This window comes from Dyella sp. AD56 (genome assembly GCF_002878475.1).
Classification (GTDB): Bacteria; Pseudomonadota; Gammaproteobacteria; order Xanthomonadales; family Rhodanobacteraceae; genus Dyella.
Map to the genome: position 1 here is coordinate 45,680 of NZ_NRDP01000002.1, position 14,158 is coordinate 59,837.

General features: G+C 63.0%; 12 protein-coding genes. 3 read left to right on the forward strand and 9 right to left on the reverse strand.

The window, feature by feature from the left end; translation table 11 throughout:
- The first annotated feature begins 82 nt into the window (after positions 1–82).
- The 3 genes from DyAD56_RS02380 to DyAD56_RS02390 all read left to right on the forward strand — a co-directional run bounded on the left by DyAD56_RS02380 (position 83) and on the right by DyAD56_RS02390 (position 3,018).
- Positions 83–514: a DUF4124 domain-containing protein gene (locus DyAD56_RS02380; protein ID WP_102301158.1), complete on the forward strand. Its 432-nt coding sequence runs from the start codon at positions 83–85 to the stop codon at positions 512–514.
- A gap of 101 nt (positions 515–615) precedes the next feature.
- The gene (locus tag DyAD56_RS02385) at positions 616–2,313 is read left to right on the forward strand and encodes a proline--tRNA ligase (RefSeq protein WP_102301159.1); all 1,698 of its coding nucleotides are present in this window, start codon (positions 616–618) and stop codon (positions 2,311–2,313) included.
- 378 nt (positions 2,314–2,691) lie between these two features.
- Entirely contained in the window at positions 2,692–3,018 is a 327-nt protein-coding gene (locus DyAD56_RS02390; protein ID WP_102301160.1) for an H-NS histone family protein, read from the forward strand.
- Positions 3,019–3,085: 67 nt separating this feature from the next.
- Here DyAD56_RS02390 and DyAD56_RS02395 read toward each other — a convergent pair whose 3' ends face one another.
- The 9 genes from DyAD56_RS02395 to DyAD56_RS02435 all read right to left on the reverse strand — a co-directional run bounded on the left by DyAD56_RS02395 (position 3,086) and on the right by DyAD56_RS02435 (position 14,153).
- Positions 3,086–4,360: a threonine/serine exporter family protein gene (locus DyAD56_RS02395; RefSeq protein ID WP_102301161.1), complete on the reverse strand. Its 1,275-nt coding sequence runs from the start codon at positions 4,358–4,360 to the stop codon at positions 3,086–3,088.
- A gap of 1,191 nt (positions 4,361–5,551) precedes the next feature.
- Entirely contained in the window at positions 5,552–5,998 is a 447-nt protein-coding gene (locus DyAD56_RS02400; protein WP_102301162.1) for an NfeD family protein, read from the reverse strand.
- Positions 5,999–6,007: 9 nt separating this feature from the next.
- Complete coding sequence (locus DyAD56_RS02405) at positions 6,008–6,961, reverse strand: SPFH domain-containing protein (RefSeq protein WP_102301163.1); 954 nt, start codon at positions 6,959–6,961, stop codon at positions 6,008–6,010.
- A gap of 353 nt (positions 6,962–7,314) precedes the next feature.
- Positions 7,315–8,694 (reverse strand): ATP-binding protein, encoded by a 1,380-nt coding sequence (locus DyAD56_RS02410; protein WP_102301164.1) that lies wholly within the window; start codon positions 8,692–8,694, stop codon positions 7,315–7,317.
- A 28-nt stretch (positions 8,695–8,722) separates the two neighbouring features.
- Entirely contained in the window at positions 8,723–9,031 is a 309-nt protein-coding gene (locus DyAD56_RS02415; protein WP_146010418.1) for a hypothetical protein, read from the reverse strand.
- A gap of 68 nt (positions 9,032–9,099) precedes the next feature.
- On the reverse strand, positions 9,100–10,437 hold the full coding sequence (locus DyAD56_RS02420) for a sigma-54 dependent transcriptional regulator (protein WP_102301166.1): 1,338 nt from the start codon (positions 10,435–10,437) through the stop codon (positions 9,100–9,102).
- 82 nt (positions 10,438–10,519) lie between these two features.
- Positions 10,520–10,957, reverse strand: coding sequence for a PDZ domain-containing protein (locus DyAD56_RS02425; RefSeq protein WP_102301167.1), 438 nt, complete (start codon positions 10,955–10,957; stop codon positions 10,520–10,522).
- A gap of 52 nt (positions 10,958–11,009) precedes the next feature.
- On the reverse strand, positions 11,010–12,815 hold the full coding sequence (locus DyAD56_RS02430) for a DUF885 family protein (RefSeq protein ID WP_102301168.1): 1,806 nt from the start codon (positions 12,813–12,815) through the stop codon (positions 11,010–11,012).
- A gap of 114 nt (positions 12,816–12,929) precedes the next feature.
- Entirely contained in the window at positions 12,930–14,153 is a 1,224-nt protein-coding gene (locus DyAD56_RS02435; RefSeq protein WP_102301169.1) for an FtsX-like permease family protein, read from the reverse strand.
- Positions 14,154–14,158 lie beyond the last annotated feature (5 nt).

The window sequence follows — 14,158 nt, forward strand, 5'->3', positions numbered from 1 at the left end:
CGCCGGTCCACCGGGATATGCCCGGAAACGCCGCCGGAGCGAGCCCACTTTCTTTAACCTGCCTTACGCCCCGGAGTCCACCATGCGTCGCCTGATGATTGCCACTGCGCTGCTGCTCGTTGCGCCCCTGGTCGCCGCCCAGGCATACAAGTGGAAGGACGCCAACGGCACCGTGCACTACTCCGATGCACCGCCGCCGCAGGGCACCAAGTACAACAAGGTCACCACCAGTGGCTCGGTGGAACCACTGGCCGCACCGCCGGCCCAGACTGCCAGCACGGAACCGTCCAGTGATGCCGCCAAGCCGGCAACGCCCCAGCAGCCGATGGCCGACACCCCGGAAAACCGCGCAAAGCTGTGCACCACGCTCAAAGCCAACATGGACACGCTCAAGGGCAGCGGCCCCGTGATCATGGAAGAAGGTGGCCAGCAGAAGGTTATCAACGCCGACCAGCGCCAACAGCAGCAGGCCACCTCCCAGGCGCAGTACCAGCAGTATTGCTCGGGCACCTAAGCGCATCCCGGCGGCGCAAGCGCACGGAAACTGGCACGGTCAGCCAAGTCACGTGTCGCGGGCCGCTATAATCGCCCTCTTTCTCCGCCGGATCCGTTCGCATGCGCCTCAGCCAATTCCACCTGGCCACCGTCAAGGAAGTCCCTGCCGACGCCGAAATCACCAGCCATCGCCTGATGCTGCGCACCGGCATGATCCGCAAGCTGGCCTCCGGCCTGTACACCTGGTCGCCGTTGGGCCTGCGCGTGCTGCGCAAGGTGGAGGCCGTCGTCCGTGAGGAAATGGACCGCGCCGGCGCGGTCGAACTGCTCATGCCGACCATCCAGCCCAAAGAGCTGTGGGAGGAAAGCGGTCGCTGGGCGAAATTCGGCCCGCAGCTGCTGAAGATCAAGGACCGCAAGGAGCAGGAGTTCTGCTACGCGCCCACGGCCGAGGAAGTGATCACCGACTTCGCGCGCAACGAGCTGAAGAGCTACAAGCAGCTGCCGGTCAACTTCTACCAGATCCAGACCAAGTTCCGCGACGAGATCCGCCCGCGCTTCGGCGTGATGCGCGCGCGCGAGTTCCTGATGAAGGACGCCTACTCCTTCCATCTCTCCCAGGAATCGCTGGCTGAAACCTATGACGCCATGTACCAGGCGTACACACGCATCTTCACCCGCCTGGGCCTGACGTTCCGCGCTGTGCAGGCCGACACCGGCGCCATCGGCGGCAACGCCAGCCACGAATTCCAGGTACTGGCCGATTCGGGCGAAGACGCACTGATCTTCTCCGACGGCTCCGACTACGCCGCCAACATCGAGAAGGCCGAGGCGCTGGCACCCACCGCCGAGCGCGCCGCCGCGTCCGCCGGACTCCAGCGCGTGGATACACCCACGCAGAAGACCATCGAGGACGTCGCCGCCTTCCTGAAGGTCACGCCGCAGCAGTGCGTGAAGACCATCCTGGTGCGCGGCACCGAAGGCCTCGTCGCGCTGTGCGTGCGCGGCGACCACGAGATCAACGAGGTGAAGGCCGGCAAGCTGGCTGAGATGCCGGGTGATTCCGTGCTGGCCTCCGAGGAGGAAATCCTCGCCGCTACCGGTGCCCGCCCCGGCTTCATCGGGCCGGCTGGGCTGCCGGCGAACATCCCCGTCATCATCGATCGCAGCGCGGCCGTGTTGGCCGATTTCGTCTGCGGCGGCAACCAGGACGGCACCCACTACACCGGCGCCAACTGGGATCGCGACGCCCGCGTGACCCGTGTGGAAGACATCCGCAAGGTCGTCGCTGGCGACCCTTCGCCGGATGGCAAGGGCACCCTGCAGATCGCGCGCGGTATTGAGGTGGGTCACGTGTTCCAGCTCGGCAGCAAGTACGCCGAGGCACTCAAGGCCACCGTGCTGGATGAGAACGGCAAGGCCCAGGTAATGCTGATGGGCTGCTACGGCATCGGCGTCAGTCGCATCGTGGCGGCCGCCATCGAACAGCGCCACGATGACGCCGGCATCATCTGGCCCGAGCCGATGGCCCCCTGGCGCGCGGCTGTGTGCGTGATCAATCCCAAGAACGTGCCCGAGATCAGTCAGGCCGCCGAGTCGCTCTACAAGGCGCTGCAGGCCCGCGGCATCGACGTGGTGCTAGACGACCGTGGCCTGCGCCCAGGCGCCATGTTCGCGGATATGGAACTGATCGGCATTCCACATCGCGTGGTCGTCAGCGAGCGCGGCCTCGCCGCCGGTACGCTGGAATACCGTGCCCGCAACGAGGCCGAAGCCCGGGCCGTCACGCAAGACGAGCTGTTCGCACTGCTCGGTTAATGCAGGATCAGTTGTCATAAAAAACGGCCGCGCAAGCGGCCGTTTTTCTTTATTGTCCGGCGCTGACATTTTCAGCCCGGTTCCATTGGCCTATCGCAGTCATTTACGGTCCGACGCCAGACATTTTCCACCGAACGGTCGGCCATCGATTAATCGTCATGTGCCATGCGTCATGATTCGAACTAAAGGGGGATGGGCGCCACATAAATCCACAGGGCCCATTATTGGAATCAGATGAAACAAATGGCTTTACCCGTTCCTGGCAATGTCGGCTTTGCATCAAAACGTTGAATCGGTAAAAATCAATAAACCATAAGAGGTACTGCCCTAAGTTGCGGTGCCCGTGCAAGTAGCCACACTCACCCCCGGGAGTAACGCATGGCAGTTGATATCAAGAACCTCAACCATAATCAGCTCAACGACCTGATCAGCAAGGCGCAGACTCGCCAGCACGAATTGCGCAAGGAAAAGGTTTCCAAGCTTCGCGAGAAAATCCACGCATTGATCAAGGCCGAGGGTTTTTCGGTTGAAGATATTTTTGGCAGCGCACGCGCCGGCAAGGCCCGTCGCAGCGGTGGCACAGTGGCTCCCAAGTATCGCAATCCCGCTGATCCTGAGCAGATGTGGTCGGGTCGCGGCAAGCGTCCGCGCTGGTTCAATGACGCACTGAAGGCCGGCAAAAAGGAAAAGGATCTGGCGATCTGATCGTCCATCCTGTAAACAAAAAAATGCCGACCCAAGGGTCGGCATTTTTATTTGCGGCCTCGCATTTTTACAACGAACGGCGTGGCGCAATAAGCAGATCGCCGAACAACAATCCGGCCACCAACGCAATGAGCAGCGTTACCAGCAGCAAACTGGTGTCCATGCCCAACGTGGTGTCCCGCTCGAGCAAATACGACACGCTGCGAAACCCTGTACTTCCCGGCACCAGCAGGATGATGCCGGGCTCGCGAATGATGGCGCCCGGCCGGTGCACAAAACGCGCATACAGATTGGCAAGACTGCTCAGGATCAATCCGCCCAGGAACACACCGAACGGCGCCGCCGGCAGTTTGGCGGCCAACGCACCACCCCAGCGCGTCGCCAGATATCCGATCACCACCGCCGCCATGACCACCAGCCAGTCGCGCCGTGCCGCGCGGAAGGAAATGGCAAAGGCGAAAGCGCCCAGGATCAACGCCGGATAATCCGTCCACGATGGCAAAGGCGGCAACGCGTAATCGCGGCCTTCGATGCCGAATGCCGTACACAGCGTGGTCGCTGCCACCGCACCAAAGGTGAGTTTGATAAGCGTCGCGATCGCACCACCCATGCGTGCCACGCCCGCCACCAGATGCTGGCTGGAGATCTCGCGCACCGCCGTGGTGAGTGCCATGCCCGGCATGAGCACGATCAATCCCGCCAGGATCACTGACTTGATCGCCAACGGCACCACGAACTGGCTGACTACGATAGCAATGGTCGTAGCGACCAGCGCGCTGATGGCCTCACTCGCCACGGCCAGCCGAGGCCGTGTGGCAGAAAGCACAGTGATCGTGCCGATGATGAGGCCGATCACCGCCGCCGCGATGAGATCCGCCCACGAGCTATGCAACAGCAGCGCCACAACACTCGCCGCCGCCAGGCCGTAACTCGCGATCACGCCCGCCTGCGCGCGGCGCGTGTCCGGCCGCCCCAGTTCGCGGAGCTGGCGAAACCCTCCGCGCAGATCGATGTCGCCCGCGATCACCTTATCGGCGATAGCATCGGCGTCGCTCAACCGCGCCAGGTTCACGTCGCCCGGCGCCAGACGCATCACCTGGGTGACCTGAGCCACCTCGTCCTCACCCTGCGTGAGGTCGGTGAACGAGATGATGATGGCCGTGGGACTGGACCAGACGTCCGCCACCAAACCCAATCGTTGCGCCGCCCCGCCGATAGCCCCCTCCAGGCGCGGCGCCGCCGTGCCGTACTGGTGCAGACGACGCGCCAGCTCCAGCAGGAACGCGATGCGGGTGTTGAGCGGCGCCATCGCCTGTGGCGTGAGGATGAGGGGCGGATTCATCGCGTGGTGGTCCGGGCGACGGTGGTCGCTGGCGATGGGGTGGTGGTGGGCTTGGCCTGGGGCATGACGGTAGTAAAACTGATTTGGACGGCTATGTCAGGGGGAGGAGTCTGGGGTTTGTCATCTGAATAGGGGTTGTGTTGGTGGTGTGCGTGTCGTTTGCTCGACGTGGGCGTTCGTTCTGCTCCCTCTCCCCTTCGGGGAGAGGGTTGGGGTGAGGGGTGGGTGCTCGCCTTACCGTTTGTTTCGTCACACCGGCGAAGGCCGGGGTCCAGAGCCTCGGCATATAGTTTTAGCGATACCGCGATCTGGCCGCCTGCGCAGCGGGCGTTTCGACCTCCTGCCGGAGGCCGAGTCACTTTTCTTTGCTTGCCCAAAGAAAAGTAACCCAAAGAAACGGCACCCCCACTTGGCGCTGGCCGGTGAAGCCGGCCAGTTCGTGAGGGGTGGCCGGGCTTTTCGACAGGGCTCCTGCCCTGGCGAAAAGGGATCGGCATCCCTGCCGATCCCCCTGCGGGCCTTCTCGTCCACCCCTCACCGCCGCACAGGGGGCCCGACGGTCAAAAGCGCCGAGCCGAAGGCTCGTGCAGCGGAGCTGCACATCGCACGGATGCGGAAAGGACTTAAAGCAGACCTCGCTACGCTTCCCTACCGGTGTGGAGGACTCGATGCGTGACGGCATCGCTTTTTCTCTTCTGCTTTGACTTTGTGCGCTTGGCAGAAGCAACGCGACCTATCGTGATGCGATGTGCAGCTCCGCTGCACGAGCCGTCTGCTTGCTGCTCTTGATCTACCGGGTCCCCGTATGAGGCGGCGGGCGGGTGGAGAAAAGGCCCGCAGGGGAATCGGCATGGATGCCGATTCCTTTTCGCCGGGGCAGGAGCCCCGTCGAAAAGCCCGGAACCCGCACGCGCACCTGGAGGGCGACAGCCCGGAAGGCGCCTCATCCGGGGGCCCTTTCTTTGGGTTACTTTTCTTTGGGCAAGCAAAGAAAAGTGACTCGGCCTCCGGCAGGAGGGCGAAACGCACGCCGCGTAGGCGGCCAGGTCGCGACAACGCGACAATCAAACACCGAGGCTCTGGATCCCGGCCTACGCCGGGATGACGGCTAGAGATGAAACGATACGGCGAGCACCCGCCCCTCACCCCAACCCTCTCCCCAAAAGGGGAGAGGGAGCAAAGAACGGTCCCCTACTCCGCCGCCCTCACCAACAACGTAGTCCCATCCACCCCCACCACCTCCACCATACTGCCGACAGGCAAATCCGGCCCACTCACCAGCCACAAACTATCGCCCACCTTCGCCTTGCCCCGCCCATGGACGATAGGCTCAGCCAGCACATAGCGTTGTCCGATCTTCTGCTCACCACGTCGGTTCAGCAGCGCATCACCCGGCTCGTTGCGCATCAGGCGCGGACGCAGCCCGTACCAATAGGCCGCACAGGAAAGAAACGAGAGCACCACGAACACCAGCGCCTGCGCGAGCAACGACATACCCGGCGCAACCAGCACCACCAACCCGGTGACGCCAGCGGCGATGCCGATCCACAGCATGAAATAGCCGGGCAGGATCACCTCGATGGCGATCAGCACCAGCGCGAGGATCCACCACAGGTAATGCACGGCGATCTGTTCCATGGTCGTCGCTCAGCTCATCGACGGTGGCGTGCGGCGGCCCGTGTTGCTGGCCTGCTGTTGGCTGAGCGAATCCTTGGCGAGCTCGGCAATGCCTGCCAGCGAACCGAGGATGCCGGTGGTTTCCATCGGAAGCAGCAGCATCTTCTGGTTGGGCGAGTGCGCCATTTCCTTCAGCGCCTCGACGTACTTGTTGGCGACGAAATAATTGAGCGCGTTGACGTTACCGTTGGCGATCGATTCGGACACCATGGTGGTTGCCTTGGCTTCGGCTTCTGCCGAGCGCTCGCGGGCTTCAGCAGCGCGGAAAGCAGCTTCCTTCTCACCCTCTGCCGCCAGAATCACTGACTGCTTTTCACCTTCAGCCTTGAGAATGGCTGCCTGACGAAAACCTTCGGCTTCGAGAATGTTTGCACGCTTCTCGCGCTCGGCCTTCATCTGGCGCGCCATCGAATCAATCAGATCTCGCGGGGGCGCAATGTCCTTGATCTCGATGCGATTGACCTTGACACCCCACGGATGGGTGGCTTCATCCACCACGTTAAGCAGCTTGGCGTTGATGGCGTCGCGCTGGCTCAGCGATTCATCCAGGTCCATCGAGCCCAGCACCGTGCGGATGTTGGTCATCACCAACGCCAGCGCGGCCTGCTCGAGATTTGCCACTTCATAGGCGGCTTTGGCTGCGTCCAGCACCTGATAGAACACCACACCGTCGACACGCACCACGGCGTTGTCCTTGGTGATGACGTCCTGCGAGGGCACGTCCAGCACCTGCTCCATCATGTTCATCTTGCGACCGATGCTGTAGATGAAGGGGACGAGGAAATGCAGGCCCGGTGTGAGCGTGCGCGTATAGCGACCGAAGCGCTCCACCGTCCATTCGTAACCCTGCGGCACCATGCGCACCAGCTTGGCGACCACAATCACGGCGACCGCGATCAATACGAGAGCAAATATCGAGCCCATTGCCTGCCTTCCCATTCCATGAAGATGGGATCGAGTATAGGCGAGCCCGGCGCCGACAAAGTGTCTCAGAGCCTGTTTGTAGTCTCCGCGTAGCCCGCGTTGCTCTTGAGTGGCCAGCCAGCGGCGGCGCGTGGCGCAGCGCCTGCCTGGTGGGCAGGTCAAGCCGCGCGCTGTCGCTGGCTGGCCACTCAAGAGCAACCCTTTGGGCCGGGTCTGTTTGCGCGCAGGCCGGCGTCATCACTCAGTCGTGTACGGACGTACACTCCCTCGCTCTTCCTTGTCCTGCGCGCAAACAGCTCCCGGCGCGGGCCACGCGGAGACTACAAACAGGCTCTTAGCCATTTGATTGAGCGTTATCTTGACCCTAGCGGGAGCAACAGGCTGACCCGCAGGCCGCCATCCTCCCGGTTGTTGAGCGCAATGCGGCCGCCGTGGGCTTCCACAATCTCGCGCGCCAACGCCAGACCCAGCCCGGTGCCGGATCGCTTGGTGGAATAGAACGGCAACAGGGCCTGCGCCAGCACCGTCTCGCTCATGCCAGGGCCACGGTCGGCCACCTCGATGCGCGCATCACGGGCGACGATCATGACCGACAGCGATACTTCGTCGTCGGCGCTGCCCGATTCGTGTGCGTTCTTCACCAGGTTGATCAATACCTGCTCGATCTGCGCCGTGTCGAACCAACCGGGCTGCTCGGGCAAGGCGCTGCCCAGGCGGAATTTGCAGTGCAACGCCAAGCCGTCCAGGAACGGCTTCCAGTCGATCGCCTTGGGTTGTGGTGCGGGCAGCTTGGCGAAACTGGCGTAGCCGGCAATGAAACCATGCAGATGCCGCGCGCGCTCACCGATGGTGGCGAAGACGCCCGGCAGGCGCGCGGTGTCGCCCCGGCGCGCGAGTTCCGCACCGGAATGCGCCAGCGAGGAAATCGGCGCCAGCGAGTTGTTGAGCTCATGACTGATCACGCGGATCACGCGTTTCCACGTGGCGACTTCCTGTCGCGACAGTTCGCGCGTCATGCGCCGGAACAACTGCAAACGATGCGGTCGCCCCTGCAAACGGAAGCTGCGCTGCGATAGGTGAAAGGTTTCCTCACCGCCGTCCATCTCCACGGTCAGCAGCGCATCCTCGCCGCTTTCCACCGCGCGACGCAGTGCTTCCGGGCTGTCGCTGAGCAGCTCGCCGAAATCCAGACCGTGCAAGGTGCGCCCCTCGTTGAAGAGATGGCGCGAAGCGATGTTGGCGTAGGTCACTCGTCCGCTGGCATCGGTGAGCACCAACGCGACGGGCGTGTTCTGCACCACCGTATCCAGCAGTAACTCGCGCTGTGCAAGGTTCTGGCGCTGCTCGCGCAAGGTCTGCCCCAGCGCGTTGTGCATGCGGATCAGCTCGCCCAGTTCGTCGCGGCGCGTGGCCGCGATGGAAAAGCTGAAGTCACCGTCGCGGTAACTGGCCACGGCGCCTTCGAGCGCGCGCAACAGCTTGGTGATGGGCGATATCACGCGATGGCCCAGCCACAGCGACAAGGGCAGCAGAAAGGCCATCGATACGAGGATGCCGCCGTAAAACCCGAAATGCGCCGGCGTTCCGAGGTTGATGCCTAGCTGGCGTAGCCATACCAGAATCTGCGGCAACGGCCACTGCGTCACACCAGCGTAGATAAGTGCGCCTGCGATACCGGCAAAACCAAGCAGCATCACCATGCGCGACTCGAGCGAACGCAAGCCCAGCCACATCAAACCTCTCCCCCGCAAACGACGGCCGTCAGTGACACGCGCCACCCGGCCCCATCGGCACGCAATTGATATTCGGCCCGTGGCCGTTGTTGATGATCACGCGGATCGGCGTCTGGTCGGGCGGCGCCTTGTCCTTAGCGGGACCTTCGTTGAAATTGAAACGCTGCGCGTCGCCAGCGGCCGTGCTAAGTGTGTCGCGATAACCACTCGCCACGGTGCTCGCCGGCGCAGGCGAGAGCTTGCCCCAGTGATCACTGGATGAGGCTGGCACAACGCTCTGCGCTGTTGCGTTGGCGCACAGCAGTGCGGTGACGAGAAGCAGGTAGCGATAGCGCATGACGGACTCCATCGACCCTCCTGACATCATCCTCGGCCTTCACCACTAGGGCAACGCCGTCAGCCGCGTTACACCTGGGCCAGTCCGTAACGCTCCATACGGCGATACAACGCCTGCCGCGACAACCCCAACGACTGGGCGGCACGACTGACCACGCCGCCGGCCTTATCCAGGGCAGCCTCTACCGATTCACGACTGGGTTCATCCAGATTGCGCGCACCTGCAGCGGCCAACTGCGGTAGGTTGAGTAGCTCCGGCGTGATGCGACCATCGGTGGCCAGCAGCGCAGCGCGCTCGATGGCGTTCTTCAACTCGCGCACATTGCCGGGCCACGCATAGCCCAGCAGTGCATCGCGTGCGGCATCGGTCAGTTCGGCGCGGCTGTCGAGGAAAAAATCAGCCAACGGCATGATGTCGTCCACGCGGTCGGACAACGACGGCAGGTTCACCTCGATGACGTTGAGGCGGTAGTACAAGTCTTCGCGGAAGGCACCTGCGCGGATCATCGCCTTCAGGTCCGCATTGGTCGCGCTCAGCACACGCACCTTCACATGGCGCGTGCGGCCGGAACCCAGTCGCTCGAACTGGCCAGTTTCCAGCACGCGCAGCAGCTTCACCTGCCCCGACAGTGGCAGGTTGCCGATCTCATCGAGGAACAGCGTGCCGCCATCGGCCAATTCGAAACGGCCCTCGCGCGCTTTGTTAGCGCCGGTGTACGCGCCCGCATCGGCACCGAACAGTTCGGCCTCGATCAGCTCACCCGGCAAGGCGCCGCAGTTCACTGCAACGAACGGGCCGCGCTTCACACCCGAATTGGCATGCACGATCGCGGCGATACGCTCCTTGCCGGCGCCGTTGGGGCCAGTGATGAGTACGGGTACATCGGAGCGCGCCACCTGGCAGGCCAAGTCCAGCGTGCGCGCCATCGCCTCGGAGGCGAACACGATGCCGTTGAGGTCATAGCGGCGCTGCAGGTCTTCACGGCGCTTGCGGCGTTCGTTGCGGGTGCGCGTCACCTCGCGGGTGGATTCGGACAGCTCCAGCAGGTTCTCCACCGTGGTGAGCAGCTTGGCGTCGTCCCAGGGCTTGGCGAGATAGTCCGCCGCGCCGGCCTTCACCAGTTCCACTGCCGTTTCCAGGTGCGTCCAAGCGGTGAGCAGGATCACCGGCAGGTCGGTATGGCGATGGCGGATATCGCGGAACAGCGCGATGCCCTCCTCGCCCGAGGTGGTGTCGGCCGTGAAGTTCATGTCCTGGATCACTACGTCCACCCGCTCGGTTTCGAGCATCGCCAAGCCTTGTTCGGGCGTGAGCGCGGTGAGCGGGCGGATCTCATGCAGGGAAAGCGCCAAAGACAGCGCTTCACCCACGGCCGGGTTGTCGTCAATGATCAGTACGGTTCGCATTCGTCGCTTGCACATGTATACGTGGATGCAGCTCCACGCCAAAAGGTTGCCATCATTCTGTCGATTCGTCGCTGTCGGTGATTCAGCCGCCCGGCGGAGCTGGCGGTGCGGGGGGTGCCGGAGGCGGTGGTGGAGCCGCTGGAGCCTCGTGCAGCAGGTCGACGCGGGCCTTAGCAGCGAGCATCACTTGTTGTTCGCTGCCGTTGCGATGCACCTTCAAAGGCATGGGCGAGGCGCCGTGGGCTCGCAGCGTGGCGACCAGATCGGCGACGTGCACCACCGGTTTACCATCGGCCTCGAGGATCACGTCGCCCGCGGAAAGACCCCAGAGATCCACCGGCGTTTCTTTCACCACCCTGACGCCACCGCCCTTCTCCGTCGCCAGATGCATGTACTGCCCCTCGCTGCGCCAGCGCAGGGTATCGGTGGACTGCCAGGCGAACCAATCCAAGGCCAGCGCCTGGCTCGCCGGCAGCAACAGGCCAGCGACCAGCAGTAAGTGCTTCAACGCTCGTCGCATGTCATCCCTCCCCGCAGAAGCGCGCGCCGCCTTCGACGGCGCGCGCCATACATCAACCGGCAGCCGGGTGCGCCGGCGCCTTGCCTGCCTTCACCGCCGCGATCCACGCGTCGGTGCGAGCTTCCAGCACGTCCAGCGGCAGCGCGCCACCATTGAGGATCTCATCGTGGAAGGCACGGATGTCGAACTTGTCACCCAATTCCTTCTTGGCACGCGCGCGCAGCTCCAGGATCTTCAGCTGACCCGTCTTGTAGGCCAGGGCCTGACCCGGCCACGTGATGTAACGGTCGGTCTCGGCCTGCACGTCCGGCTCGTCCTCGCTGGAATGCGCGTGGAAGAAATCCACCATCTGCTGGCGCGTCCAATGCTTGTAGTGCACGCCGGTGTCGAGCACGAGGCGATCGGCGCGCAGCAGTTCATCGGAGAGATGGCCGTAGTACGACAGCGGGTCCTTGTAGAAGCCCAGCTCATGGCCGAGCTGCTCGGCATACAGAGCCCAGCCTTCAATGTAGGCGTTGTAGCCGGCCTGCTGGCGGAACGGCGGCAGACCCTGCAGCGTCTGCGCGATGGAGATCTGCATGTGATGGCCCGGGATGCCTTCGTGATAGGCCGTCGACTCGATCGTCAGCACGCTACGGTTCTGGTAGTCGCCGGTATTGACGAAGATCTGGCCCGGACGCGAACCGTCCGGCGTACCCTGGTGGTATTCGGCAGCGGCCGCTTCCTTCTCGCGGAACGCTTCCACCGGCACCACTTCCACCTTGGTTTTCGGCAGCAAGCCGAACTGCTTGGGCAGCTCCGGCTGCATGCCGGCGAGGTAATCGCGATAGCGGTTGAGGATGTCCTCGCGCGAGGTGGCATGCACCTTCGGGTTGGTCTTGAGCGATTCGCGGAAGCTCGCCAGGTCCTTGAAGCCCTGCTGCTTGGCAATCTCGGTCATCTCGCCTTCGATGCGCTTCACTTCGGACAGGCCGATCTCGTGGATGCGCTCCGGGCTTTCCTTGGTGGTGGTCATCTGCTCCACCTGGAACGCATAGATCGCATTGCCGTTGGGCAACTGCCACACGCCGGGCTCGGTGCGGCCGTGCGGGGCATAGTCGTTCTTCACGAACGCACCGAGCTTGTCGAAAGCCGGGCGTACCTGCTGGTCGCTAGCGGCGAGGATGGCGTCGTGCAGGCGCTTCTGATCAGCGGCAGAGACCGTCTTGGGGAAGTGCTTCAGCGGCTCGGCAAACACGCTGTCCATGCCAGCGGGCTTGCCGATGCTGTCGATCTGGGTGACCACTTTTTCAAGCAGATACTTGGGCGGCATCATGCCGTTCTTCAAGCCCAGGCGCGCGGTTTCGGTCGCCTGGTCGAACAGCGCCGGTACGGCCTGCAGACGCTTGAGGTAATCGTCGTATTCCTTGGTATTGTCGAATGGGACGGAGCTGACGAAGCCGGCCAACTGCAGATGCACGCCGCTCATCTGTTCCAGCGGCATCTCATCCACCTTCAGCTCGTGCGCCTTCAGTGCGTCGGTGAGCCTGCGCACCATCAGCTGCTGGTTGAGCTTGTCCTCCTCCGAGAAGCCGGTGGTATCGATGGCCTGGAAGCGCTTCAGGAACGCCTTGTCCACCGCGTACTCACGGTCGGCAAAGGCCGGGGAGTTGTCCGCCCAGCGATCGTTGTAGCGGAGGTCGCCCAGGATCGTGGCGAACTCAGGCTGCGTTTCCAGCGTGTGCTGCCACTGCTCGGCGAGCAGGGCGTTGAGCGCCTTCACGCGGGTGGGTACGTCCGTCGTAGCGGCTTGCACTGTGACGGCACACGCCGCCGACATCACCACACCCGCCAACAACATACGCGGTCCGATCTTCATGGGGTCACCCTCGGGTTGAGATACGCCTATTCTGCACACAGTCCGCCCGCCCGCCCGTGCCGAACCGCACGGGAGGCCGTTCAGTTAGAGCCTACTGACGCTATTCGCCTGGCCCTAGACGGAGCGGGTAGCCACGACGGGGGGCACCGCGGCCGCCCGCATGGCGGGGCCGAGCACCGCCAGCTGCCCGATAATCCACAACGACAACGCACCCACCGGGAAATAGATACCGGGTAGACGCGGCAACTCGTAGTGCACCATCAGCAACAAGTTGATGCCGTAGGCCAGCACCATGCCCACGGCGATGCCAATCGTGGCCAACAGGAAATTCTCTGTCTGGAAGTAGTTGAGGATGTTCACGCGCGTGGCGCCCAACGCGCGGCGCACACCGATCTGCCGGCGACGCTGGGCTACCCAGAAACTGCCCAGGCCCACGATACCCAATGCAGTGACCACCAGCAGTGCGATGCACACACCCACCAGGAGGCCAGCCATCGCCCTATCGTTCTGAAAGAAGTCCTCGCGCATATTGCTCAACAGATGCTGCTTGAGCACAACACGATGCGGGTTGATCTCCTTGAGCTTGGCCACGGCGGTCTTCAGCACGCGCTCGCGGTTCTTCGGATCGTCTACTCGCACAATGTACTCACCGTTGGACACACGCATAGGCAACACCATGCTGTAGCCCGCGATCGAGTCATCCCAGATCGATGGCCGCACAAGATCCTTCACCACACCCACCACGGTGAATCCGTAGTCAGACATGAAGAGCTGCTTGCCCACGGCCGATTGCCCGGGCCACATGCGTTGAGCCAGCGCTTGCGTGATCACCACGGTCTTGGGTATGGCCTTGGGATCGTGCCGAGCCACCGCGTTGAGTACGTCTTCCATGTCCATATAGTCATCAGCCGTCAACTCGCGCCCGGCGATCAGTTGCGTACCCAATGTCTGGGTGATGTTCACACCGAAGTAGTTGGTGGCATTGGTCGTAGCAATGCGCTGCTTGGGATCAAGTTTGATCGAAGCATTGGACGAGGAGTTGCCGAACGGCACCTGGCTGACCGATGCCACCGAGACGACACCGGGGATCTGCCGTAGCGCGGCGAGATCTTCCTCGCTACGGGCCTTCTCGTCCTTGCTTGCTCCGATATTGGCCAACGCGATGTGCAGCAGGTGCTGTTCGTCCACACCGCTTTGCATGTGGATACGCTCGATGCGCTGGTTGATGATGAAGACGGCGTTGCACACGATGGCGCAGGTCAGCGCGATCTCCAGGATCACCAGGAAGGCAGTGGTCTTGTGGCGACGCAAGGTCGACAGAATGGGAAGAATTTCCATCACCT

What these genes read in the sequence shown, in the direction of transcription:
- DyAD56_RS02380 (WP_102301158.1), top strand. Translation starts at nt 83, where the DNA reads ATGCGTCGCCTGATGATTGCCACTGCGCTGCTGCTCGTTGCGCCCCTG.
- DyAD56_RS02425 (WP_102301167.1), bottom strand. Translation starts at nt 10,957, where the DNA reads ATGCGACGAGCGTTGAAGCACTTACTGCTGGTCGCTGGCCTGTTGCTG.
- DyAD56_RS02415 (WP_146010418.1), bottom strand. Translation starts at nt 9,031, where the DNA reads ATGCGCTATCGCTACCTGCTTCTCGTCACCGCACTGCTGTGCGCCAAC.
- DyAD56_RS02430 (WP_102301168.1), bottom strand. Translation starts at nt 12,815, where the DNA reads ATGAAGATCGGACCGCGTATGTTGTTGGCGGGTGTGGTGATGTCGGCG.
- DyAD56_RS02405 (WP_102301163.1), bottom strand. Translation starts at nt 6,961, where the DNA reads ATGGGCTCGATATTTGCTCTCGTATTGATCGCGGTCGCCGTGATTGTG.
- DyAD56_RS02410 (WP_102301164.1), bottom strand. Translation starts at nt 8,694, where the DNA reads ATGTGGCTGGGCTTGCGTTCGCTCGAGTCGCGCATGGTGATGCTGCTT.
- DyAD56_RS02395 (WP_102301161.1), bottom strand. Translation starts at nt 4,360, where the DNA reads ATGAATCCGCCCCTCATCCTCACGCCACAGGCGATGGCGCCGCTCAAC.
- DyAD56_RS02420 (WP_102301166.1), bottom strand. Translation starts at nt 10,437, where the DNA reads ATGCGAACCGTACTGATCATTGACGACAACCCGGCCGTGGGTGAAGCG.
- DyAD56_RS02385 (WP_102301159.1), top strand. Translation starts at nt 616, where the DNA reads ATGCGCCTCAGCCAATTCCACCTGGCCACCGTCAAGGAAGTCCCTGCC.
- DyAD56_RS02435 (WP_102301169.1), bottom strand. Translation starts at nt 14,153, where the DNA reads ATGGAAATTCTTCCCATTCTGTCGACCTTGCGTCGCCACAAGACCACT.
- DyAD56_RS02400 (WP_102301162.1), bottom strand. Translation starts at nt 5,998, where the DNA reads ATGGAACAGATCGCCGTGCATTACCTGTGGTGGATCCTCGCGCTGGTG.
- DyAD56_RS02390 (WP_102301160.1), top strand. Translation starts at nt 2,692, where the DNA reads ATGGCAGTTGATATCAAGAACCTCAACCATAATCAGCTCAACGACCTG.